The 25,631-nt window shown below is 41.4% G+C and carries 20 protein-coding genes; 6 read left to right on the top strand and 14 right to left on the bottom strand.

Annotation, left to right across the window (positions count from 1 at the left end):
* Nucleotides 1-266: 266 nt before the first annotated feature.
* A complete protein-coding gene (locus N483_RS24675; protein WP_023401356.1) occupies nucleotides 267-605 on the bottom strand; it encodes a hypothetical protein in 339 nt (112 codons plus the stop codon).
* A gap of 407 nt (nucleotides 606-1,012) precedes the next feature.
* Here N483_RS24675 and N483_RS24670 point away from each other — a divergent pair, with 407 nt between their 5' ends.
* Nucleotides 1,013-1,951, top strand: coding sequence for a DMT family transporter (locus N483_RS24670; protein WP_023401355.1), 939 nt, complete (start codon nucleotides 1,013-1,015; stop codon nucleotides 1,949-1,951).
* On the opposite strand, the gene N483_RS24665 is transcribed toward N483_RS24670, so the two are convergent.
* From N483_RS24665 to N483_RS24625, 9 genes are all read right to left on the bottom strand, one after another.
* Complete coding sequence (locus N483_RS24665; protein ID WP_023401354.1) at nucleotides 1,944-2,249, bottom strand: DUF962 domain-containing protein; 306 nt, start codon at nucleotides 2,247-2,249, stop codon at nucleotides 1,944-1,946. The two genes, N483_RS24670 and N483_RS24665, sit on opposite strands and share 8 nt — an antisense overlap.
* A 54-nt stretch (nucleotides 2,250-2,303) precedes the next feature.
* Nucleotides 2,304-5,453, bottom strand: coding sequence for an efflux RND transporter permease subunit (locus N483_RS24660; RefSeq protein ID WP_036977173.1), 3,150 nt, complete (start codon nucleotides 5,451-5,453; stop codon nucleotides 2,304-2,306).
* 11 nt (nucleotides 5,454-5,464) lie between these two features.
* Nucleotides 5,465-6,658: an efflux RND transporter periplasmic adaptor subunit gene (locus N483_RS24655; RefSeq protein ID WP_023401352.1), complete on the bottom strand. Its 1,194-nt coding sequence runs from the start codon at nucleotides 6,656-6,658 to the stop codon at nucleotides 5,465-5,467.
* Nucleotides 6,659-6,925: 267 nt separating this feature from the next.
* Nucleotides 6,926-7,279 carry a hypothetical protein gene (locus tag N483_RS24650; RefSeq protein WP_023401351.1) on the bottom strand — a complete coding sequence of 118 codons (354 nt, stop codon included), beginning with the start codon at nucleotides 7,277-7,279 and terminating at the stop codon, nucleotides 6,926-6,928.
* Between the two features lie 163 nt (nucleotides 7,280-7,442).
* On the bottom strand, nucleotides 7,443-7,862 hold the full coding sequence (locus tag N483_RS24645) for a fosfomycin resistance glutathione transferase (RefSeq protein WP_023401350.1): 420 nt from the start codon (nucleotides 7,860-7,862) through the stop codon (nucleotides 7,443-7,445).
* A gap of 8 nt (nucleotides 7,863-7,870) precedes the next feature.
* A complete protein-coding gene (locus tag N483_RS24640) occupies nucleotides 7,871-8,344 on the bottom strand; it encodes a GNAT family N-acetyltransferase (RefSeq protein WP_023401349.1) in 474 nt (157 codons plus the stop codon).
* A gap of 19 nt (nucleotides 8,345-8,363) precedes the next feature.
* A complete protein-coding gene (locus tag N483_RS24635) occupies nucleotides 8,364-8,846 on the bottom strand; it encodes a GNAT family N-acetyltransferase (protein ID WP_023401348.1) in 483 nt (160 codons plus the stop codon).
* Nucleotides 8,847-9,017: 171 nt separating this feature from the next.
* Nucleotides 9,018-9,476: a YaiI/YqxD family protein gene (locus N483_RS24630; protein ID WP_023401347.1), complete on the bottom strand. Its 459-nt coding sequence runs from the start codon at nucleotides 9,474-9,476 to the stop codon at nucleotides 9,018-9,020.
* An 80-nt stretch (nucleotides 9,477-9,556) separates the two neighbouring features.
* Nucleotides 9,557-11,440: a methyl-accepting chemotaxis protein gene (locus N483_RS24625; protein WP_036977165.1), complete on the bottom strand. Its 1,884-nt coding sequence runs from the start codon at nucleotides 11,438-11,440 to the stop codon at nucleotides 9,557-9,559.
* Between the two features lie 82 nt (nucleotides 11,441-11,522).
* Between N483_RS24625 and N483_RS24620 the strand changes: the two genes are divergently transcribed.
* Nucleotides 11,523-12,665, top strand: a complete 1,143-nt coding sequence (locus tag N483_RS24620) for a porin (protein WP_023401345.1) — start codon at nucleotides 11,523-11,525, stop codon at nucleotides 12,663-12,665.
* A gap of 142 nt (nucleotides 12,666-12,807) precedes the next feature.
* Nucleotides 12,808-13,479: a deoxyribonuclease V gene (nfi, locus tag N483_RS24615; protein WP_023401344.1), complete on the top strand. Its 672-nt coding sequence runs from the start codon at nucleotides 12,808-12,810 to the stop codon at nucleotides 13,477-13,479.
* A 468-nt stretch (nucleotides 13,480-13,947) separates the two neighbouring features.
* On the opposite strand, the gene N483_RS27555 is transcribed toward nfi, so the two are convergent.
* The 4 genes from N483_RS27555 to N483_RS24590 form a co-directional block, all read right to left on the bottom strand.
* Nucleotides 13,948-15,678, bottom strand: coding sequence for an RHS repeat domain-containing protein (locus tag N483_RS27555; RefSeq protein WP_023401342.1), 1,731 nt, complete (start codon nucleotides 15,676-15,678; stop codon nucleotides 13,948-13,950).
* 34 nt (nucleotides 15,679-15,712) lie between these two features.
* Nucleotides 15,713-18,598 (bottom strand): hypothetical protein, encoded by a 2,886-nt coding sequence (locus N483_RS24600; protein ID WP_023401341.1) that lies wholly within the window; start codon nucleotides 18,596-18,598, stop codon nucleotides 15,713-15,715.
* Nucleotides 18,595-19,035, bottom strand: a complete 441-nt coding sequence (locus tag N483_RS24595) for a hypothetical protein (protein WP_023401340.1) — start codon at nucleotides 19,033-19,035, stop codon at nucleotides 18,595-18,597. The genes N483_RS24600 and N483_RS24595 overlap by 4 nt, the downstream gene beginning before the upstream one ends.
* Before the next feature lie 248 nt (nucleotides 19,036-19,283).
* Nucleotides 19,284-20,069: a helix-turn-helix domain-containing protein gene (locus tag N483_RS24590; RefSeq protein ID WP_023401339.1), complete on the bottom strand. Its 786-nt coding sequence runs from the start codon at nucleotides 20,067-20,069 to the stop codon at nucleotides 19,284-19,286.
* A gap of 126 nt (nucleotides 20,070-20,195) precedes the next feature.
* On the opposite strand from N483_RS24590, the gene N483_RS24585 reads away from it, so the two are divergent.
* The 3 genes from N483_RS24585 to N483_RS24575 all read left to right on the top strand — a co-directional run bounded on the left by N483_RS24585 (nucleotide 20,196) and on the right by N483_RS24575 (nucleotide 25,475).
* Nucleotides 20,196-20,600: a hypothetical protein gene (locus N483_RS24585; protein WP_023401338.1), complete on the top strand. Its 405-nt coding sequence runs from the start codon at nucleotides 20,196-20,198 to the stop codon at nucleotides 20,598-20,600.
* Between the two features lie 73 nt (nucleotides 20,601-20,673).
* Complete coding sequence (locus N483_RS24580; protein ID WP_023401337.1) at nucleotides 20,674-21,183, top strand: GNAT family N-acetyltransferase; 510 nt, start codon at nucleotides 20,674-20,676, stop codon at nucleotides 21,181-21,183.
* Between the two features lie 74 nt (nucleotides 21,184-21,257).
* A complete protein-coding gene (locus N483_RS24575) occupies nucleotides 21,258-25,475 on the top strand; it encodes a DEAD/DEAH box helicase (RefSeq protein WP_023401336.1) in 4,218 nt (1,405 codons plus the stop codon).
* Nucleotides 25,476-25,631 lie beyond the last annotated feature (156 nt).

Raw genomic sequence — 25,631 nt, 5'->3', positions numbered from 1 at the left:
CCGTTTAACTTTGACCTTCACTTTGGTTTGCGTTTTCTCTTGCAGCCCGCCGTGTCAGTGGATGCGCATTATAGGGAGATCCAAATTTGGATCAAGTGTTTTTTATAAAAAATGTAATTTAATAGATAAATATCAAAAAGAAAGTGGAAAGGTTAAAGAGATATTGATGTTATGCAGTAGGTTCTTTGAACGCAGACAAAGAGTTACTACTTTAATCTACGCTCTACTAAGTAATGGTTTAAAAAAGCTTTTGATATCAAAACTGACTAATGGCCAATTGCCACATCATAGAAATAATGTTTACGCTTTAATTTCAGATCACCGTTTGTAACTATTTCCATTGCTCCTTCACGGTCTAGGGTAACATTAAAGTCGGTTATGCCTCTTTTAACATTTAATTGCATTTCAAGTTCAGCTTCTGACCAAGAATTTCCAAATCCAACTCGTAGGTCATCGAAACAATCAACTTCTTCAGATAATCTATATGCAGAGCCCGGAAAAATCTGCGTAAGGGTCAATGCAAGTATCTGGTTTTCTTGGCATAAGAACGCAAACATTGGTGTATCTGTTTTATTAATAAATGTAACGGTTACCTTAGCAGACATAGCGTTTCCCTCAAACTGGATAATCTATGTGCAACTATAGGGATATTAGGATTAAATGCAATTACGGGGCATTACAGCATGCGTGTAACAAGTGTTTTTATAGTTTTAACGGATATCATTTTCAGTTTATAGAAGTACGTTTTATACAATGTACCTAGCAATCCGATATTTAGTTCTAAATTACTTTAATGGCAAGTTTCCATATCGTACTTAATTAAATAATCATGCGTAGCTAGCATATACTACCAATGCTATTGTTAAATACATTAATTAAATAAAGTATACAATTTCGTCGATTAATGTAAGTTTTTTAGAAAAGCAGTGTTACTCTAGCGCCACATCAATCCTATCAACCTTAAATCAACCGCGAACATTTAAGCCTGATCTTTCGATTTGCGAGGAAAATAATGTCCACAACCGTATTAGACACTTCATCAAAGGACACGAGCGTCATATTTGCCCTGATAACAGCGATGCTGATATGGGGTTCGAGCTGGATATCGGGCAAAATTATTGCAGATATGGCTCCTGCAAAAGTCACTGTTTTTTATCGTATTGCACTTGCCACACTCAGTATGCTGCCCATTCTTTTGTTTGTAAGAAAAGCCAAGTTACAAAAATTATTTTGCTCTAAAAAAGCCATCTTGTGGTCATTACCAGCAGGCACCCTAATGGCGATGTATAACCAGTTTTTCTTCCTCGGCTTGCTCGACGGATTACCTGGTAAAGGCGGCATGCTAGTTACAACTACCAATCCAATATTTACGATTATTCTTAGCACTATGATTTTACGTATTGCTTTATCTACTAAGCAGGTGTTGGGATGTATGTTAGGCTTAGTTGGTGGCTTATTCATGATTGAAGTGTGGCACTTCGATACCGCACAAATACTGGCATCCGGTAATGCTTACTTTTTACTTGCATCATTAACTTGGGCCTTCTTAACGCTTATCAGCAAGCAAGGTACAAAATTTTGCGATTTTCTTACCTTCAGCACGTTAATGTATTTTTGGGCAACTCTGTTAAGTTATATTTTTGCTTATGATCTGTCACCGATACAAAATATCACGAGTTACTCTGCCACCTATTGGTATCATATGTTTTACCTGTCGATTATTGTTGTCAGTATTGCCACCAGCATTTTCTTTTTGGCAACACAGCAACTTGGCCCAAGCCGATCAAGTTCATTTATTTTTATCGTACCAGTAACAGCTATGGGTATGTCCATTTGGTATTTTAACGAGTCACTCAGTTTAACAATGTTTCTTGGTGGGGCCTTCGCACTATGTGCAGTCTATCTTCTTAACCAGCCAGTAAAGACAGAGCCAAATACAATAACTAAATAGTTACTTTTCGGGTGATGATATCTTTAAACATCACCCAATCAGCTAACAAGCTATAAAATGGGTAAGTAAAAGTTGCGGGCCTATTACCTTCGAAAAAAAAGTGCCCAAACCACGCAAAGCCATAACCAAAAAGAGGGAGAAGTATCAGCAACGCCCATAGCTGCAAGATGATGCTCACAAATAGTGTAACAAGCACTAGAGCTGAGCCGATAAAGTGCATTCGTCGACAGTTTTTATTGCTATGCTCCGTCAGGTAGAATTGATAAAACTCGTTAAAACTCGCAAATTGCCGTACCATTTTAATACACTCCAAATATTAGGCCCTTGAAAGAGCCTAATATATGATTGCATGCTAATTCAATTCAGATTTATCACACCCTCTTTTCGGTGTAAATACAGGATAAAAGCTTGGCAGCACAAATAAAGTCAACAATGTCGAGCTAACTAAACCGCCAACCACTACTATCGCAATGGGTTTTTGCAGCTCCGCTCCAACACCTTGCGACAATATCATAGGTATCAAACCCAATGCAGATGTCGTTGCAGTCATAAGTACCGGTCGTAATCTAGATGTTGCTCCATCTAAAACAGCCAACAGCTGCTTCTGACTATTGCACCTCGCATTGATGCTTTCGATCATCACCACGCCATTTAAAATCGCAACCCCAAATAACGTAATAAAGCCAACAGAGCTGGCAACTGATAAATATAAACCAGAAAAATAGAGCGCAATAATTCCCCCGGCAATCGCTAGTGGAATATTAAGTAAGATAAGGACAACTTGCCTCACAGAATTAAATGCTAGGAACAACATCAATGCAATAAGCAATATCGACAAGGGAACTATCACTTGCAAACGGTGCTGCGCACGTTGTTGACTTTCAAATTGTCCTCCTATCGACACGGTATACCCTGCAGGCAGATCGACTTTTGATGCAATTTGCTGTCGAACATTGGCCACAACACTCCCCATATCCTGCCCTTGCACATTCGCTTGTATGACTACACGCCGTTGCACATCATCACGTCTAATTTGTACTGCGCCAGAACTCAGCTCAATATTTGCTACATCACCCAACCTGATCCATTCTCCCTGCGGAGACAGTAAGGTCATCTCGGCAATGGCCTGTGCATTTTTACGAAATTGTGATTCCAACCGTATATAAATATCGTAACGCTCGTTACCATTGACGATCTGGCCGCCCCTCTTCCCTCCAACACCATCATTGATAATTGACATCACATCTGAAACTGACAGACCATATCTTGATAAAGCCTGCCTTTTAGGGGTTATCAATAACTGCGCTTCACCGGTAATTTGTTCCATGGCCACATCAGTAGTCCCCTCCACTTGACTGATTGCTCGTTCGAGTTCAGCTCCTTTTGCAGCCAAAACCTCAAGGTCAGGGCCAAATAGCTTAATTGCCAGCTGTGCTTTAACACCAGAAAGTAATTCATCAACGCGCGTTGCAATTGGTTGTGAGAAATTAAGTAATACCCCAGGGAACACTTCGAGCTTCTCTTTCATCAGAGCCTGTAATTCTGTGCGACTATGAGCACTTTGCCACTGCTCAATTGGCTTTAACCCAATATAAATTTCTATATTATTAACTGGCTCCGGATCCCCACCAATTTCCGCACGCCCTATCCTGCTCAGCGCGTAAGTGACTTCAGGAAATGCCAATAACCTTTCTTCTATTTTGGGCGCCACGCTCAGCGCAGTATCTAAACTAGCAGATGAGGCCAGCGTCACACGTAAATTTATGGTCCCTTCTTCTAGTTCCGGCATAAACTCAGTACCTATCTTTGATGCTAGAAAAGCACTGAGGCCGATTAAAACAATCAAGGCCGCTAACAATACTCGCTTGCTGGACATAACTCCTAACAAACTTGCTCGATAAACTGTCTCTAAACGTGTAAATAATTGATGGGTTCGGGGCTTAAAATTTAGCCGATAAGAAATGCAAGCCAATGCAGGAACAATCATTAAAGCCACTATGATCGCAAAAACAATCGCGAGCATAATGCTCGTGGCCATAGGTTCAAACATTTTAGCTTCAACTCCTTCGAAACTAAATAGAGGCAAAAACACAATTAAAATGACCAAAGACGCAAAAAAGATTGAACGTGCAACTTCCTGAGCAGCATTACTTACCAAGGTAGTTATACTCTCTTGGTTTTCCTTCGCTTTGCCTGCTCGTATATTAAGCTTTCGCACAATATTTTCGATCATGACAACAGATCCATCTACCAACATACCGATTGCAATGGCAACGCCGCCCAGTGACATTAAATTGGCTGACACTCCCATCCAAGTCATGGTCATCATCGCCAACCCAATAGACAATGGGATAGAGATAAGAACCAATAGTGTTGCTCTTATATTCAATAAAAATAGCGACAATATAAATGTGATGAAAACAAACGCTAACCCAAGTGCTTTGACGACAGTTGTTACGGCTTGCTCTACTAAATCAGCTTGATCGTAAAACGGAATTAGTTTTACCCCCTTGGGCAGCGCTTGCTGTATGTAATCAAGCCTTTGGTGGATCGCGTCTATCGTATCTTTGCTGTTTGCACCACTTCGTTTAAGTACGATGCCAGAGACCACTTCCCCCATAGCACGCATATCTCCAGAGCTATCACGGCGTGTCATGGTAACAGCACCTTGACGTATCTCTGTACCAAACCCAACACTTGCTACATCGGCAATTGTAATCACTGTACCATCGACTACCTTAACGGGTACCTGCGCAATCTGTGCAATACCTTGCTCTCCACTGGCATACCAACCTGCGCCCCTGATCACTAACTGCTCCTGCCCTCGGTTTATATACCAGCCACCCGCATTCACATTGTTTTCATCCAACGCAGTGTTTACATCTGACTGACTCAGCTGATATGCCAATAACTTTTTGGGATTTAAATTGACTTGATACTGTCGAACTTCACCACCAAATGACAGTACATCCGTTACACCATCAACTGGCATCAGTAACAATTTTACAAGCCAATCATTGAGACTTCTCAATGCCATTTTGTCAAAGCCAGCCCCCTCTTCTGAAACTAGGAGATACTGAAATACTTGTCCTAAACCAGAAGTATTTGGCCCCATCTTTGGTGTGCCAGCCCCTGTAGGGATCAATTCTTTGGCATCTTGCAGACGTTCAAATACTAATTGTCTGGCGAAATAAATATCCACGCGTTCTTTGAACACAACAGTAACCCCAGACAGCCCTGTTTTAGAGATAGATCTCACCTCTTCTACATCTGGCAATGCATACATCACGGCCTCTATCGGAAAGGTGATCAATTGCTCAACTTCTTGCGCGGCAAGCCCTGGGGCTTCTGTATTGACAACAACCTGTGTGCTAGTTACGTCAGGAAAGGCATCTAAGTTTATTTTCTGAACTGAAAAAATACTCGCAACCATGAGTATGATAACCGCAATAAGGACTAGATATCGGTTATTGACCGCCCATAAAATAGTATTATTTAGCATCATTTTTACCCTCAATGGTTATGCGGATCAAAGCCACTTTTAGCGAACTCTGAAGCAATAAAAAATGCGCCCTTAACTGCAATACGGCTACCACTTGGCAAGCCAAACACAATACGCTCTTCATTAATTTGAGAACCTAAACGTATTTCGGTTGGTAAAAACGACGCGTCGGGCTGTTCAACAAAAACAACCCAATTTTGCTCTTCATTGCGCATTACAGCCGATTCAGGCACTAACATTGCTTTTTGCGCAGAGGGAACAAGAAAGTTCACATCGACAAACATGCCTGCATGCAATACATCGTCTTTATTTTCGACTGAAAGCCGAATGATTTTAGTCCGTGTTTTGGTATCTATGGTGTGTGTTTGCTGGATCACTTTGGCAACGTATTCGTAGTTTTTGAAAGAAACTAAAGCAGTCGCTATAGTTTTTGGTTCAAGTTCCGCTTCAACAGACAACTTGGCCTCAACCCAAAGTGTGCTTTCATCCGCCAATAACATCAGTGCGCTTCCAGCAGAAATTCTTTGTCCCTGAGAAAACTCATCCTTCAACACAATGCCTGCTTGTTGCGCAACAAGCGAGTATTGTCCCAGCGTATCACTGGCTGAGGATTGTAGTGACTTTATTGCCAAGTCACTCAGTCCTAATGCAACAAGTTGTCCGTACGCCGCGCTGTATTTGGTTTTCACGGCAACTCGTTCACTCTCACTGATAGCATTACTCGCCAGTTTTTCTACTCGCTGCCAATCACTTTTTGCCAGCAGGTAGTTAGCCTGAGCTTGCGCCATGTCATGGCTAAACAAGGTAACTAACTTTTGCCCTTTTTTAACTTTTTCACCCAATATTACATGACGGCTCACCACCACTGACTCTGTTCTTGGAGACACTATGTAGCTGGTATAGCCATTCGCTTTTACTTCTGCTGGTGCGTAATAACTCTGGTGAAACTCTTTTGGGTAAATATCAGCTACTTCAATGCCAGCCAAAAGACGCTGTGCTTTAGTTAGAGCAACAGTGTTTATTTCATCTTCCAACCTAGTGCCATGTTTATGCGTTTCTTCATGTTGATGATCATTCGTAGCATCACCATGACTATCCACTTGTGCCGAGTGACCATGCTCCGACGACGCGGCTAATATACTTTGGCTGTGTATACCAAAAAGGAAAAGCATGAGTTGCAAGTATCGTTTTGTCTTAATATTCATTAATAAAACCTCCATTTGCCAACCTCAGGCTAAGTTACATAATTCATGAGCCCGGGTGGCAAAGTCATGCACAAAATAACACCACCTCCATTGACATATGGAAGTGTTGTCGGCATGACAAAACCACGTGAATAAACATTCACGTATTTCTTTACTTAGTCTTTGCTGCCAGATCTGACTTGGGGTATAGCTCTCACTAAGCGTTTAATTTATACGCTCGCCGTATTTATGCTGTAGGCAACGCTCGACGAGCTAAAAGTTAAAAGCTTATGATAAAATGGGAGGTTTATATTTTGACTCGACTCTTTTACGTATCTGCGCGTCAGGGACTGTAAAAGTACTTAAAGTAGTTTTTAAAATGGTATTTGTCGAAGGTTGAACAGTTACCCAAGAAGTGTGACTTCCTGAACAGTGACCGCAATGGTGGCAATCTTGAATGGCGTGTCCATGCTCATCTAGTTCAACCACAGTGGTTACACGTTCATCATGCTGATGAAGGTGGGTGGTTTGCAAATGCTGTGCGTCAACTAAATGGAGATCTGACAACGAAGCAACCGAAGATACTGACTGCAAAGCAATCACTATCATAAGCATAACGTTGACAATTATTCTGACACTCAAGGTAGCACCTTAGCATTATAAATGAGCTGATAATATAATTAGTGCAAGTCATAATGTCAATTTTAGAATTTGAAAAAAACCCTGTAAACCATTGTTATGTAATAACATTAACAACAATCCGTTGCCAAATTTAAAACAGTGCTAACGCTTTATCATGGTTCAATTAATGTTCTTCATACCATACCAACTCGTTGTAGGGATTAGCTTTTAAACTGTTTAAGCGGCTTTGCATTGAGCCCACGTGCACTTCCAATTTATGACCATCAGGGTCAAGAATGTAAAGAGACTCACCTTCACTTCTATTTTGCTGCCAGTGTTGTAATTCCAGACGTTCAACCTTTTGCCGATATTCGATGAAATTCTCTGGCTCAATGTTCAATGCAAAATGTGTATAGTCTTCTTGTGCGTTTAATTTACTACTGGGCTGTTCACAAATACTAAGACACAGCCACAATTCCCCAAAAGATAAATATGCGCCACTTTGCCAACGTACATGTGCAATCGCCCCCAAGTTTTGATAAAACTCTATGGAACGCATCAAATTGCTCACTGACAGCGTAATATGATTAATGCCCGTGATCATCTCACCCCTTATAACTCTTTGCTCATAACCAATACCTGATAGCCTTTTGATTCGGTCTCAAATAGAGGCTTAAACCCCAGCTCACAATACAAACCTCCTTGCAAATGCTCGGTTTGCAAATAAAGCGTCTCGATGTTCGCCATTTTAGCTTTATCCAAAAGATAACTAACCAATGCAGTGGCCAATTGCTTGCCTCTCGCTTCGGGGGCAACATATACCCCACCTAACCAATGTTCGTATTGCGGATACGCTTCCATTTCTCGAAGCTTTAGTTCAGCAGCTGCAACCAGCTCATCATTTTTAAGTGCAATGATACTTAGGGGTAACTCGCTTTTATTTAAAGACTTTTCTAGCTTTTCAGTTAATTCAGATAAGGAATAGCGGCCACTGTGCTCACACCATTCTTTATAGTACCAAGCAGCCACAGTCGGTAAATACTCTGGTTTATCTGCTAAATAGTAAAATGCCAAATCCTTGTTCATATTGACGCCTTTTTATTTTTTACTCTAGCCACTTATACATTATGTAACTGTCAACCAAACCTAAGTGGCGGTGTCGATAAGCTTTGGGGATAGTTCCAATGATCTCGTAACCTAGCTTTTTCCAAAGTGCGACAGCAATTTGATTGCTTGACACCACAGAATTAAACTGCATGGCTCGAAACCCCAGTAATCGTGCCTGTTGTTGTGAATGTTCACATAACTTTCTTGCCACTCCCTTCCCACGCGCCTGCGGCGAGACCATATAGCCGCAATTACAGATGTGGTCACTCGGACCCATCGCATTTGCTTTGAGGTAGTAGCTCCCAATCACTTGTCCATTGTCTTCGTAGATAAAAGCTTTGAGCGGTTCTTCGCACCAAATCTGATATGCAAGGTCTTCATCCATTTTAGGGTCAAAGGCATAGGTTTCTTGCTGTAATATAACATCTTTAAATACTGGCCAGAATTCTCTAAAGTCTTGTTTTGTCATCGCTCTTATCAATTGAATACTCCTTAGCGGTTAGACAGCTTTACACCGTCATCTCAAGTTTCAGACAGAATAATAATGTCCATAAACTCGATACAATCGCAAGGGATAAATCAATAAATAATATTTAGCAAGAGGAGGTAAGTGCACAGCCAATTTTGCCGAAGAAGGCTGTGCACATTGAAGTTAAGCTTGATTTGTTTTGTGCTGCTGCAACCATCTATCTAGACAATTTGCAAATTGTTGCTTTTCGCTTTGGCTCAATGGTGGTGGTCCCCCAGTTTGCACGCCACTACTTCTTAGAGTATCCATGAAGTCACGCATATTTAAGCGAGCACGAATATTTTCTGTGGTATACATTTCCCCTCGAGTGCTTAGCGCCAGTCCACCTTTTTCAATAACTTCTGCTGCCAGAGGAATATCACTGGTTATCACCAAATCACCCGCAGACATGCGTTTTACAATTTCATTGTCAGCCACATCAAAACCCGCACTCACTTGCAGTTTACAAATATACGGAGAAGGGGGTGTCTTTAAATACTGATTGGCAACCAAGGTCACAGTAACCTGTGTCCGTACAGCGGCACGAAACAAAATTTCTCTAATTACGACAGGACAGGCATCTGCATCAACCCATATGGCCATAAACTCTTCCTCAAACACAGGTGTTTTCATTAAACTAAAATGATACGTGCTTTTTAATCGACTGAAAACACCTAGCTATGTCAAAGAGTGAACTTTGAAAGTAGTACTTCTTGTTCGTGAGATTGTTGCGCAAGCTCTTGGCTCGCTTCATATTGCTGGCTCGAGAAACTATCTACTTCTACACTGATATCATTAATATTGGCGGTATTTTTATTGATCTCTTCAATGACCACACTTTGTTCTTCAATGGCCGTTGCAATTTGAATATTACGATCCATGATATCTTTCACCGATTCGGAAATCTCGTTCAGCATTTGTGTCGCATGCTCTGTTTGTTCAACACATAGTAACGTTTTGTCCCGACTTGCTCCCATCGCGTTTTGCACTTGGTTTGAAGATACCTGAATTTGCTCAATCATACTTTTGATTTCGGTTGTGGACTCTTGGGTTTTTGTCGCCAAAGACCTAACCTCATCTGCTACCACAGCAAATCCACGCCCCTGCTCACCCGCTCTCGCGGCCTCAATTGCTGCATTTAATGCAAGTAAATTGGTCTGCTCTGCAATCCCATTGATCACCGATAGGATGTTCTCGATGCTATGGCTATATTCGGCTAGCTGCGTACTCATAGCGTGAGATTCATTAATCTCTTCAGACAGTGCCGATATTTCCTTTTTCGTTTCTAAGAAAACCTGCTGCCCATCGCGCGTTTTGTCATTTACTGTTGTAATAGAACTGGCTGCATTTTGCGCACTGCCTGCGATCTCGCTAGAAGTCGTACTCATTTCATGCATGGCGGTTGCCAAACTTTCCACTAAACCAACTTGCTCCTGCAAACGAGAACTAGACTGTGTCGCCAACTCTCTAGCCGCGTCACTACTTGATACCACAATGTCCGTACCATGTTTCACTTGCGATACAAGTTGATGTAATGAGCCTAAGAATATATTAAATTGCTGTGCCACCTTGCCGCACTCATCGTCATTTTTTATCGTCAAACGCTGCGTAAGGTCGCCACTGCCTGAAGCTATATTTGTTATCGCAGCCTCAAGCTCTTTTAATGGTTTCAACAAATGAATAGCCAATGTTCTAATCGTTAAAGAACCTAGCACAATGGCAATGATCGCAATAATAAATGTATTGACCGTCATTTGGTTTAACACTTGATAAACTTTATCTTTATCAAGCATCACCGCCAGATACCACACGTTTCCATATTGATGATCCAAAGGGTAGTAATACACAATATGCTCTTTCCCGCGAACCTCTACCTCAAGCACTGATTGCATTTTGGACAGAGACAAGTTTGGGGAGATATCCCGCAATGTTTTACCATTTAGTTCTGTTTGTTGATGCGAAATAATCTCGCCTTCTTTATCAACTAAAAATGCGAAACCAGTATTGTCAAAATCGACTGCATTGATACTGTTGGCAATTGTCGTCAAACTTAAATCACCGCCAATTACCCCTTTAAATTGCCCTTGATAGTTAACCGGTGACACCACTGAAAGTAGCAATTCGCCCGTCGCGGCATCAACGTAAGGGCTAGTAAACACTGTTTTACCTTGCTGTTTAGCCAGCGTGTACCAAGCACGCTGCCTAAAGTCGACACCAGGTGGGTTTTGACGGTTTGGATTATTTGATCTGAGTCCAGTTTCTGTTTCAACCGTACCAAATGCCAATAAAAATGAGCTACTAAAATAGGGAGTGTTCAATGCCTTTTGAAAATTTTCTACGCTAAAATCAACGTCTAACTGCGTTTTAACTAAATGTACTTGCGCAGCTTTTTGAGACAGCCAGTTATTAATACTTATTGCGAGCAGTTGCGTCGTATCCGCTACATAAGCTGCTGTTTTTTGCTTCATTGAATTGTTGATAAACCAGTATGTGGAGCCACTGAACACTAGGATAATAATAAACACCACCAGCGCAGAAGCGACTGAAAACTTGGTTCTAATCTTCATAGTTGTTCGCCAAAAAAAATCAGTCATCATCGAAAAGTGTTGTCTATAATTCGCTTTATCGCAACTAATTGGTTTAAACACTATGAAAACAGCGAGCGGCTCTCCTTTTGTTCTTATACTCCTTTGCTCTTCATTTGCTTACCCGGTTTTTGCAAATGATAACCGACCTGTCACAATGGAAGACATTAAAGCGCTAGAAGCCCAGCTCGCTGAGCTGAAACGACGATTTATAAACCAAAATCCCCAACCTAAAGATGTGGCGAAGACTGAGGCACCTGCGCCAAAGGTTAACAAAGAGGCCAAAACTCACACCCTTGATGTATATGCAACCATGCGCCCAACGTTTGGCCGAATTGAAGATAGAGGTGAAGACCAATACGATGTACGTGATGCCCTGTCTCATGCTGGCGTTAAGGCCACCCATAGGTTTAATGATGACTGGGCCGCAGAACTGCATGGCGAATGGAGTATTGATGTTCAAAATACCGGAGAGTTTGGCCGTTCACGCCGCGCTTACACCGCCCTTGTTACGCCTGTAGGGCGCTTTGGGATCGGTAAACAACGCCCTGCACAATACCTGTTTATTGCCGAGTATGTCGACATATTTAATCATGCAAATAGCCCCTTTGCGTACGATGTTGAAAGCCTCTTTTTTGTCGATAATCTAATTAGTTATCGCCTTGATACAGGTCCTATTACCCTTGTTGCCGTCGGCCAATTTGATGGTGACAACAATGACAATAACAATGACTTATTTAATGCGGGTGTCAGTTATAACAAAAACGGTTTGCACGCTGCGATTACCTATCAAATGAATGATGTATACGACCAACAAGTACGACTCGGTGAAAACTCTCTGTGGGCAGGCTCCTTGGCATATGAGTTTACCGATAGGTTTTATGCTGCAGTGTCTTATCAAGATAAAACCTATGAAAGAGAAAATGTTGCAGATAGAGATGGCTCAACGCTAGATTTGTCATTTGCCTACAAATTGAATAAGTACTATAAGCTTAAAACTGGCTACTTTGATTTTGACGATGGTTATAATAACGGCGATCCAAGCAATCAAAGCTATGACGGGTACAACGTAACTTTGGAGTGGCTACCCACCCCACCACTGCGCGTACACTTTGAATACCTAACTAAATCTTACACCAACAACCAAGATTTTGACTCGCTGTCTGTTGGTTTTAGGTATGACTTTAGAACCTCAATCAACTATTGAAATTGCTAGTGCCTTTACACTTTTACGCAATATGTAAAGGTACTTACACTCTCAAACGTGCCCTTTTGAAGCACAATACCATTGAATTTAGATTTTTAATCTCTATTCTATTGGTCACTCTTGTCCATTATTAGTAGTCAGCATGATCCAATACGATGCACCACAAACCGAAGAACAAGCAATAGAGATCCAGACATCCTTCGCCGACAAAGTCATTACCTCTGATAAATTGGCGCATATAGACACAATTGCTGGTGTCGATGTTGCTTATGATGAAGACAGTAACCAAGTTGTCGGTGCCGCTGTACTCTTAGATGCAAAAACGCTTAAAGTGATTGAATCCTGTAGTGTTGTAGAGTCGATAAGTTTTCCTTATATTCCAGGGCTTTTTTCTTTTCGAGAAATACCACCACTTCTCAGTGCTATCAACAGGCTTTCTGTATCGCCCGATTTAATTGTCTGCGATGGTCACGGCATAGCACACCCAAAGCGCTTTGGTATGGCGAGCCATTTAGGCGTTCTACTTGATATACCAACCATAGGGTGTGGTAAAACCAAATTAGTAGGTGAATATCAGATGCCAGATAGCCAAAAAGGCAGCTGCGCGGATCTAATAGATGCTCAAACATGTATTGGAAAAGTGTTGAGAACACAAGACGGTGTTAAGCCTGTATTTGTTTCAATTGGTCACAGGGTAAGCATAGATACAGCGATAGAATGGATAAATAAACTCACTCCCAAATATCGCCTCCCGGAAACCACACGACAAGCCGACCAGCTAGTTAACCGCTGCCTAAAAGATTTGCTTAGCTAAAGCATCAAAAAAGGCCATGATATCATCATGGCCTTAGCGTTTTTGATTATAGCTTTGAGTCTGTTTATTAGGGTTATTGCCAAACGGCGGTTACTCTCACCATAAGTAAATGCCAATAACCCATTGATATATAATTTGTTAGGAAAATCCTAACTTTAAATTAAGCCCACCAAGTTAATAACTTTCCAAGCTCTTCTCCTCTTTGTTTACTGCTTAACTTCGCTAGTTCCTCCAAGCCCTGCTTTCTTTTTACGAGTGGAAAAAGTATCAAAGTAAGCACAGTAAATATAAATAGAAAAATCATAGCTGAAATAACAGACAAATATATTTTCTTAAATAAGAGCTCATCTTTAAAAACAGTACTGCTTGCTGATAGCAGCAAAATAAATAGCCAGAGTTTCACCACGAAATATTTTATCATTGACCCCAAAACAATAGGGTTCAAGACATTAGATTTTAAGTAATTTACTACCATAACTCTCTGAGCCACTCATGAAGCTGATCTGCTACAGGAACAGGTGAAGCGGTATCAATAACATTTTTAACGGCAGTTGTTAACGGATCCTCTTCAGTCAGACCGCCTTTAATTGCACCTGCGTAGCCGGTTTGCGCGGCTCCTGTCACCCCCATGGAAATCCTAGCACCGACCGAATCAATCTTGCCAACACTGTTTGCGCCGGAAATCGCCGTCGCCAACATTTTGGCTCCATTAGCGCCGACCGCCCCTACTAAACCTTCTACTGCAACTTCCGTAAATTTAACTTCACCGTAAATTGCATCGGAGAAAGACATCTCTTGGCTTGCGAGGTTCTTTGCCACTTGCTGACCATAATTAATGGCCGCAGCGCCAAGTCCAGCTCCTACCCAAAGTGGTAGTTCACCATCTGGGTCAGTAAATTTATATGGATTGTTGTTTGCATAAGAAAAACGATTAAATCCTTGTACAATATTACCAATACCAAGATGCCCTGCAGCATCTACAGGATCATTAGAATAAAAGCGACCAATCACGGGATCATAGTAGCGAGCTTGTGCATAGTTGAGCCCCAAAGATTTATCGTACATATGACCTGTGTAGCCTACTTCATCCTCTTGCGAGTTCAAGGGTTCACCAAAAGGCATATGACGCTTCACTCCAGATTTAACTTTCGTGAGATCTACGCTGCCATATTTTGCCACCAGTAAATTATCAAAATAAACATAGTTAGTCCCAGCTCCATCTAACGAGCCTTTTTCACTAAAAACCAACCTACCGTGAGCATTGTAAAAACTAAAACTTTCTTTACCATTTGCAGTGGTTTTAACACGCTTTCCATGGCCGTCATATACAAAGCTAGTGCCGTTTGCAGTGATCATACGACCAGCCGCATCATAGGTCATATTATATGCGCCGTTATATAGAGTGTTGCCTCTCGAGTCATACCTAAAACTGCCATAGCGGCCGCTCACACCAGTTACCTTAGATAGGCGATTATTTGATGCATATGTGTAATTGAGATTTCGTCGACTACTCGAATAATGAGAAATATTACCTAAGTAGTCATAGTCTACGTCGATATTACCTAGTGCTGAGCCGCCTCGGGCATAAGTCAAGCGGCCTTCGCTGTCATAATTCATACCTGAGATAGTAAAACGACCATCTACATAGTCTTTAATCGACTGAATATTATGCTGATCGTTGTAGCCATATTGATAGCTAACAAGCGCTCGACTTCCCTGCTTATAACTCAAGCCTTTCGGTAAACCAATATCTGTGTGCAAAGACAAGTCGTACTTAACCCCGTTTGCATACTCAAATTGTCTGGGTATACCATTGGCGTGATAGTAGATATTCTTAATTACGGCCTGTTCCAGCTTACCTTGTTGGTCATATATATTGATTGACTTTGGCGAGCCTGTTCCACTTAGAGCGTACTTTACAACCGAACCATCTGGGTATACCAATGACTCTAGATAGCCAGATTTATTATACTCGTAGTCTAAAAATAGTGGCGTTTCACCCTCGATATAAAGTTGCTCATCTTCCGCTAAATGCATTGAATTGTAATTATATCGCTGTGTTACTGAGCCTTGACGAATAGATAGTGTATTGCCTGCAGCATCGCGCTCAAAGTGCACATCATGTGTTCCCGATGGGTAATCGATCAGCTTTAAGTTTCCGGCATTATCGTACTTGTACTGTGTCGCACCAGACGGCATAGCTGTCACACAACTCGTATTAGCAACACCTTTTTTAGACCATAGTTTTTTTACCCGTCACATCATATTTTAATAATTCGTTGCCAGTATCTGCTCGACGAATTAAACACAAAGTGCCATCAAAACTGCTGTATAATCTGCGTTCTATAAATGACTTACTACCATGAGACTTTTGAATATAATTAATACGTCCAGCGGCATCCTTGTCAATGTTTGTCGTTGACTCTTTAGTAACAACTTTTAGAAGCTCGTCATAGGAAGGCTTCCCAAACGGCTTATACCAGCGACTAACCTCAAGCTCCGTCCCACCATTCTCGGTAACTTTATTTCCTTGTTCATAAGCAAATAACCTTAGTCCTTCTTGGCGTGTTTTACTAAAATATAAGCGTCCGAGGTGGTCGTATTTAAATACATCTCCATCGTTCTCATTATTAGAGAAGCTAGGCAGGGAAGAGAAGATCTGTCTATTGTCTGAATCATATTTATAGGATTGATAAATATCTTTGGAGCCACCTAACATACTGGGGTCAGTTAGTTTCGTATGTACCAAACGGTCATATGTATCATAGTGCTCTTGCACTTTTAAGCTATAACCACCATTACATTTTTTCGTGTATGTATTCAAATCACAGTTATAAATGGTACGGCTGTTTGAGTTATTGTTCCACGCAATACTCATATCTTGCCAACTGCCATTTATTTGGTCTACTGGAAACTCAATACCTACTACCCTATTTTCACCATCATAGTAATATTTACTAGTATTGCCGTTAAAGTCCGTCGCTGACGTTATATTTCCCATTACATCAGCAGTGTAATGCTCATCAACCAAAGAAGTACTGTATGGCGCATAGCGACTAACTTTTTGAGCGATACCCGATTTATAATCACTTAGCTTTTCAATATATTGACGTCCAGTATAAGAGTTTGATGAATGGGTAACTTGCGTTAAATTGCCTTCATCGTTATAACTGTTAAACCGTTTGACCACGCGGCGATATTTATTTTCGTACGCAGGCAATAGCATGTTTGACCACCTCCCACCGTCTGATGAAAAGCGCCTAAATTCAATATAACTTAGGTTATGATAATTATATCCGTCTTCAGACACTTCATAGCTTTTATGCTGCTTCAAATGCCATTTTGCAATATCATGATTATACAATCGTTTAACATAGTGGGTCTTTTTATTATTCAATAAATACTCTTGCTTTTTTGATGTACCAAAGCTATCAAAATCTGAGTATTGTATTTTATAGATATCAGAGTTAGTTTCAGTTACCTCTTCTTTGATATGTGCCATTCGAGTTGTTTGCTCAAAATTTGCATTGCGATCGTAGTTGATTGAGCCTAGTTGATCTGAACTCCAATAATCAAATTTTTTGGTACTCAACAAGCGATTATTGGACTTTTTACGCGTCTCAATGGCGAATGTTCTATTTTGAAAGGGACTTTTGTTATCTCGGTTTATAAAGTACTTCTTATAGTAGTCTTCAGGTCCATCCACTCTAGTCCACTTAAAGTAGAGTTTATCAATATTACTAGGCGCTGAGCCTTCAAAAATATTCGAGTCATCTCTTGTATCTAATCCAGAAGCTTCGGAATAGGTGTAATTCCACACATAATTTTCAGTACCTCCATTTAAGTTAGCATTGATAATCTTCACTTCTTTTCTTTTAATACTCAGCCTAGAGGTGCAATGCGGGGTTCTACCTTCGATATTTCTAGGTGCATTGAATATAGAGTCTCCTCGCTCGCTCATAATAAATTTAGCAGACGATTTATTCGGATGCTGCACTGTCATTACAGTTTCAGGAGTTGCGTGGTAACACCCGATTGGTGGAATAGCCGATCCGCCACCTATGATTAAATCAGCAGCCTCCGCATCTATATAATCTGTTGTATAATGCCATGATCGGCCACTTGGGCGTATCAGCTCAATACTTAACGGGCTATTCCAGTTCTTTTGCTTATAACGAACAATTGTCCACTTACGCTTATCGCTCGGATTCTTTTGATTATACCCTTCAATGGTGAAAGCACCACTGTAACCACTGCGCTGATGCCCCCCCAAACCGGACTTTACTTCCAGCACACGCCCATCACTGGCAATGGTTTTGCCTTTTTCATATTTCACCCAGTTGCCAAACTTATCGACTATTTTCGATAACCTAAGCTCAACTCGATTTAAATATGCCGGGTAGTCATCTATATCATAAATGGCAGTTCCCCACTCATTTAAGGTCGTCGTATGTTCCACCTGATTAAAATAGTATTTATCGCCATTAGGTGCATGCGCAATAAACCCTTCTTTGCCACTTTCTGTGTAACAAGAGACTAACCAATTATCATTGGTAAAATATCGATAAGAAGATTTTGCTTCTGCCCAGCCGCCTTTATTCGCAATTAGTCTAGACTGTGTGCGACCTGGAACATAGAGTTCAAACGCCCCTGTCATTGAGTGAACGATTCGCTCTTTAGTTTCTGTTCTGTTCTTTACAATATCTTGTGAACAATACTTTCCGTTTTGCCATGATATTGGCATGGTCGTAAAGTCCTTACTGGACATGTAAGTGAAAGATATTCTAGCTACATCTCGGTACCAGCTTCGGTGGTAGGGATAATTGGTATCATATCTATATCGATAATCTACAGGTAAATCAAAGTTGCCGGGCAAGCTAATATCCGTATTGATAAATGACACTGTACCTGCACCCGTGTCAATTTTATCTGTGAACATATCGTGATTTAATTGCTCTACCTTTAAAACATTGCTTAAATCATTACCCGTCATAGCACTGGAGAATTGGCTAAGTCTAACCCCCTGTACTTCAAAAAGATCTTCAGTTGTAAGTGCACTTAACGTTGTTGCTGTAACAATAGAGCCCACAACTAAACTATAATTTATAAATTGCTTCACAGCGTACTCTCCGCAACTGGACTGCCTAATATATCTGGATGAACAAATATAATTGATTTTTTAAACGTTAAGCTTGAGCTGGCAAGGCCTGTATTTTTACAGGAAATATAGTTGCAAGCTGAGATGCGAACTTGATGATACCGCTTAAACTCATTGCCTAATATAAGCTCAGTACCTTCAACTATTTTTATGTCAATCCAATCACCTGATGTATTTTTTGCCTGTATTAAAAATTTACTCGCATGCTCTACATCATTCCAAGACACTTTAATACCGCTGCTTAACTGCTGTTTTTTTATACCTGTTGGCGCTTCAAAAACACCTTTTGGTATCAGGGGAATGACGGTAAAAACTTTACCTGAGTGTATGGGGATCCAAGTTGTTTTCGCATTTACAAATGGACTTAGAAAAAATATTAACAGTAGAAAAAACTTCAACCAATATTACTCCTTAAAATTAAAAAGCGAATAATAATGATTTTTTTCTACTCGTCAAAAAAGCGAAAACTCGTTAAAAAACAAATGCTATAAACAAATTAACAACACTATCAAAACAACTAATATGAATTATCAATTTCATCGAACCACAATTAAACAACTTGATTTTTACGCAGTTTAAAAATAGATAAATAGCGCATTTTAATGTAAATAAAAAATATAAATTAAGTGGTTTTTAAACAATAAAACTACTTTTTATTTTCTTTACGCCACGCAGCTGGCGTTTGACCTAGATGCTTTTTAAACTGGCGAATAAAATGTGTGGTGTCACTCCAGCCTAATGTTTCAGCCAACTGACTTACAGGTAAAGCGGTATGTAATAGCTGAGTACAGGCTTGGGCCAATCGTTTTTCAGTGATCCATTGTCCTACTGTATAGCCTGTTTCTCGCTTAAATAGGGTCGCAAGATATGGCGGGCTAACATGCACAGCTGTACTCACTTCATTTAACCCAATAGGTTGTAGAAAATTAGCTTGAATATAAGCCAGTGCGCTTTCAACCTTTGCATTATATTGGGTTTGGTTTGGTGCCAATGCGCCTGCCTGATTAAGCTCATTTAATAATAGAATGACAAAGCTGCGCTGGACTTCTAAAGTGAGCTTTCGTTGCTGTGCCACCATTAACTCATGAAATAACGTGACAATAAAATCACGTCTATTCTGCTGGGTTTTACGTGCCGGTAGTTCGCCCCTTTTGACACTTTCAAACGGCATCATTAAGTCACTTGATGTTAAATTTAAACAGTCAGGACAAAAACTCAGCCACAAAACCTGCAACCCACTCCCCTCTAGCAAGGAATGAGGGACACCAGGCGGTACAATATTAAACATGCCGGGTAAAACCTGAAAAGGAACACGATGAGCAACGGTCATTTCGCCTGCCACGATATATGTGAGCACACACTCTGCGTGTGAACCATGCTTTTGTTCAACAAGTGTATCTAAAAACGCCTCCCCAACTGAAAGTGCATGCATGTAACATCTCCCAATATCCTAAAACAAAGAATAAGCCGATTATCAATTAAAACTGTCAATTTTTAACGGCTATAAACCTAACTAATATAGTCAGCATATTAAAAAACGCAGATTGATAGGTGTATTATGATTGAATCTACAGAGACAATAAACTTTTCCACAGCCTTGCTTGGCCTCACATTACATATATTGATTTGGGAAAAGCTTCCTGACTGGGGCACTTGGTTTACTGCCCTAATCCACAAACTACCTAAACCATTAGCCTACCTCTATGAAGCTTGGCAATGTCCCTACTGTTTTGGGTTTTGGATCGCACTGTGTCTCCATGGCATCACACAGCAATTTACGCTACCAGGTTTACAAGTTATGCCGGGCGTTTTAGGTATTGCCGCAGTGCCAATTGCATGGTTTTTAGATGCCCTTGTTACCGCGCTATTCATTTATGTAGGTAGCTTGCTGTTAAAAGCACTTGCAGGTCCCGCACTATCGGGCCATCAGCAACTGATGGCATTTAAACAGTCACAAAAATGAAAAGCTGACTAACATTAACGAATATAGATTTAGTGGGCGGTCAAGGTTGGCTTGCCCATGGAGCGGTTTAATTATGACGCCTTTGTTTCAAACTTCGAGACTAGATTTCTATACCTGCAGCGCCTTACTGGAAACCCCCGAATGCGCTACGTCCATCGTAAAAATACTCACGCCTTCTGTGGTGTCATTTTTGCCACAAGATTGGCAATCTCCACCACAAGATTGCGACGCGCACCATTGGCTTAACGGCAAATTAAAAGAGGCTGAAATTTACATCGCAGTGCCTAAGTCATCGCCTCTCAATTCAACCTTCCATCCCATAGGACTCGCCATTGTACACAGCGAACAATACAGTGCTCATCTTGGTTATTTAGTTGCCGAGCAAGATTGGGGAAAGGGATATGGCACCGAATTGCTGTCGGGCGTAATGGGTTATTTAAGGCAAAACACACCAATTAAAACAGTGCACGCTGGTGTTGATCCTAATAATCTTGGTTCAATACGTGCCCTTGAAAAATGTCGATTTGAATTAGCACAAACGTCAGTAGCTGGAAGAAATGCCTTTTATATCCATCGTTTTTAAACCATGCATAAGACTTGTGACAAACGCTGCCATTTGGTACTTTCCCCCGCAATACCGTATGTTTAGGAATACTTTTGGACGCAATCAATCGCTCGCTTAATTTGACAGCTGATACACACGCCACGATAGAACGGCTCTACCAAAACTATTTGGCACTCGATGATGATTATAAAGCGCTAGTTCAGGTGCTCGCCGTGGTGTTTAAATCAGCTTCGACAATCAAGATTAAACAAATATTGAAGCGATTAGCAGAACAAGGATTCATCGCGCAAGGCAGACCAGCGTCAGCGCTAAGTTCAGAGTTGACAGCGGTACTTGAAAGCAAGCAGTTGGCACAGTGTGAGCAATTAAACTTACGCATTAATCCACTGGTTGCGAATCTTGTCACACAACATGTTCAGAAGCTCGGGCTATTATTACCAATTTTAAAGTGTGCAGAAGAATATATACCTGTACTCAATGCCTATGAATGGGAACGAGATCCAGAAGATGAAAACCGCCTGACACGTGACTTTTTGTTTTTAGGCCAAATACCCAAAGCAAAAAACCGTCTCGCATTTAACAAGAACCCACAAATGGTCAATGTTCACAACAACGCTGCGTTGGTGCATTTTGTGTTTTTCCCATTTCAGCTAGATACATTTCTCGAACTCCCTGAAGATATGCAATACCAAGCTTTTGCTGCTCTGCTATCTAATCAAAAACAGTTTGGTATGGACCCGAGTGTGACAATTGAGTTGTTAACACAGGCTCAAGTGCACAGCCCGAAAAATCGTGATCTACGTTTACTATTGTGTGAAAGTTTGTTGCTGATGAACAATACCGAGCAAGCGCAACTGCTCATAAAAGCAAATGACATAACGAGCTACGGCCAACAGCTTAAAGCCTGTTTTTTACTTTTAGACAATCAGTTGAAAGCGGCGTGCGAACAGTTTAATGCGGCATTACAAGCACAACAAAAATACTCTAAAAAGAAAGCGCCTTACCTTCATGGCTTTTTTGGCTGGTTGCACTTACTTGCTTTGATGGCATCTGGCACTAGCCAAAATAACCATATTGAACAAGCAATGACGCTTGCTAGCAATCAGCTCTCAGACAAAAAAGGTACTAAAGCAAATTACTATATCGGACAGCTATTTGAGTGCTTAAGTGAGTCTTTACTTACTTGCGCACCATTTATCACACAGTTTTCAGAGCAGGAACGAGATTTACAAGACAGCCCTCTAAATTATTATGTATGCCAGCTTTTTTCGCTGTTTGCTTTGTACTGGTGCAAACAACCGATTAATGATTTGCAGTTAGAGCGATTGACGTTATGCCGCGCATTTTTTGATACAGGTCGGCTCAACATCTTGTCTGCTATGGCTAATCAGCTACAAGTAGAGACTAATTCTACGACATACGATACCCATATAGCGCTGAATTTTCCTAGGCTCATCAAGCAGCAATCTGAGTGGGACTTGGCGTTAGACAGATTACTAGCTCTTGCGCCTGCACATATTTCATCGGAGCAAGACAAGGCACAAAGCACAGAGCGGTTAATTTGGCTTCTCGATATAGATAAAGATAATGTGTGTTTCACTGCAAAAATACAAAAGCAACAACAAAGCGGTTGGAGCAAGGGCAAAGCAGTCTCCCTTGAAACCCTGCATTTAACCCATCAAGAGTTATCATATCTAACATCTTCGGACCTTAACATAATTGAAGCCATGAGCGTTGAGCAGCACTGGCAGCACACGCATTATCACTTGCAGAATATCAATGCACTTCGCGCAGCCGTTCACGCCTCAAACATCTATCATGTGAGCGATTTAAATGAACCGATTGAAGTGGCAGAGTCACCCGCTCAACTCGCTATTACCGAGTGCGGTGATCAGCTACTTTTAAGTCTGCCGGAACTCCCCAATGACTTTGCAAAACGCAGTACGGTATATTCGATAAAAAAAGACTCTGAATATAAGTATGTATTCACTTACTTTGAAAAACCGCACTTAAAAATCGCCAGTATAATTGGCGAAAACGGACTGCTTATTCCCAAGCAGGCTAAGCAAAAACTCATTTCCAGTATTGCGGCCATTGCGCCATTGTTAAATATTCAATCAGATGTGAGCGATATTGATATCGGTCTTGAGACAGTTGCAGCGCAGCAGCAGCTGGTGATCAATGTCAGTCCGTACCAGCAAGGTTTGGAATTTCACTGCTTGAGTATGCCCTTTGGCGATGCAGGCCCCGCATTTCACCCCGGGGTGGGCAATGCAAGTATCAGCACAGAGATCAATGGCAAACGCATTGCCACAAAGCGAAACCTAGTAATGGAACAAGAGCTACTAGATAGCCTAGATACACAATGCCCCGCTTTTTTAGCCATGGCAGACAACCGGCTTTGCATTGCAGACCTACAAGATGCCCTGTGTGCACTGGAGCAGCTAGAGCTTTCACTACAAAAAACGCCACCACTGGCGGTCCAAATTCGCTGGCCAAAAGGGAAAAAAATACAGCTCTCTCCCACTTTAGAATCACAGCATTTACAACTGGCTATCTCTAAGAAAAATCAATGGTTTGATCTAAATGGAGAACTGCAAATCAATGATCAACAAGTGCTAGATCTTAAAGAACTACTCAAACTTGTTGAGCAAAGTCATGGCCGATTTGTGGAGTTAGACACACAGCAAGTAATCGCACTGTCTCACGCTCTTCATGAGAAACTTGTTCAGTTAAATCAAAGTACAGAGCAAGGTCGGTTTCACCCCTTAGCCAGCCCAATAGTCTCTGAAGCCACCACAGGCATGCGTATGAAAACACTCCATGCGTGGGAGCAGCAATCACAATTAATGCAGCAGGCGAACACTTTAGAGCTCGCACCGCCAGCTGATTTACAAGCAACGCTTCGCGACTACCAATTGGCAGGATATGATTGGGCCATGCGACTTGCTCATTGGGGCGCAGGAGCCTGCCTCGCCGATGATATGGGACTGGGTAAAACGTTGCAATCTCTCGCAGTCTTGCTATCGAGAGCACACAAAGGACCGAGCTTAATCATTGCACCGACATCCGTGTGCTTTAATTGGCAACAAGAAGCACGCAAATTTGCCCCAACTTTAACATTAAAAATGCTTGCGCACTTCCCCTCTGGCGAAAAACGCCACGCGCTATTTTCAGAGCTTCGAGCCCATGATGTTGTCGTTGTCAGCTACGGATTACTGGTGCGCGATATTGCATTGTTGAAAGAAATAAACTGGTCATCTATCGTTGCCGATGAAGCGCAGGCTATTAAAAATCCACTCTCACAACGGGCAAAAGCGGCTTGCGCGCTAAAAGGTGAGTTTAAAATGATCACAACAGGCACACCTATTGAGAACAACCTAGTTGAGTTATGGTCGCTCTTCCGTTTTGTAAATCCAGGGTTACTTGGGAATTTAAAACGCTTTTCAGAGCGTTTTATTCAGCCAATAGACAATAAAGATGAAAAGCCCATCGCAGCGCGCTACGCACAACAAAATTTGAAAACTCTATTGCAGCCGTTTATCTTGCGTAGAATGAAACACCAAGTACTCACCGAGCTTCCTCCGCGTACCGAGATCAACGTCCCGATACAACTCAGTGACGAAGAACAAACCTTGTATGAAGCACTGCGGCAGACGGCGATCGCGAATATTGCTGAAGCCAATGAACAACAAGATACTGGGACTCAGCATCTCGCGATGCTCGCTGAACTGACCAAGTTGCGCCAAGTTTGCTGTAACCCTAATTTAGTCGCGCCAGAGTTAAGTCTCAGCAGCGCAAAATTGGCAAAACTTGATGAGTTACTATTAGAGCTCCGCGACAATGGTCACAAAGCACTGATATTCAGTCAATTTGTTGGCCATCTGAAATTACTCGAAGTACATTTGCAAAACCGCGGGATCAGATATCAATATTTAGATGGCTCAACCACAGCGAAACAAAGGCAAGAACGTGTCAACGCATTTCAGCGCGGTGATGGAGATGTCTTTTTGATCAGCCTTAAAGCGGGTGGATCCGGATTAAATTTGACCGCAGCAGACTATGTGATTCATATGGACCCTTGGTGGAACCCCGCTGTCGAAGCGCAAGCATCAGATCGCGCACACCGCATTGGTCAATCGCGCCCCGTAACCATTTATCGTCTTATTGCACAGAACACGATTGAGGAAAAAATCTTAGCCATGCATGAGCAAAAGCGTGATTTGGCACACCAATTACTCAGTGGTCATGATGCGATTTCCAAACTATCAGTAAAAGAAGTGTTAGAGCTACTCAAAGATACGCTATAACTCAGATTAAAATGGGCGAAGACATAGAACCAAAGGTTGTCTTTGCCCCTAATTTAGCCACTATTCCAGATACATTTTCACTTAGCATGTAAGATCTTCATACTTTTATTGTTGAAATTTGATTCACTTATTGAAACAATAAACAACAAAATAACA

The organism is Pseudoalteromonas luteoviolacea NCIMB 1944, from assembly GCF_001625565.1.
GTDB lineage: Bacteria > Pseudomonadota > Gammaproteobacteria > Enterobacterales > Alteromonadaceae > Pseudoalteromonas > Pseudoalteromonas luteoviolacea_F.
Note: the sequence above shows the minus strand (reverse complement) of the source record. Positions and strands in the feature narration are given on the sequence as shown.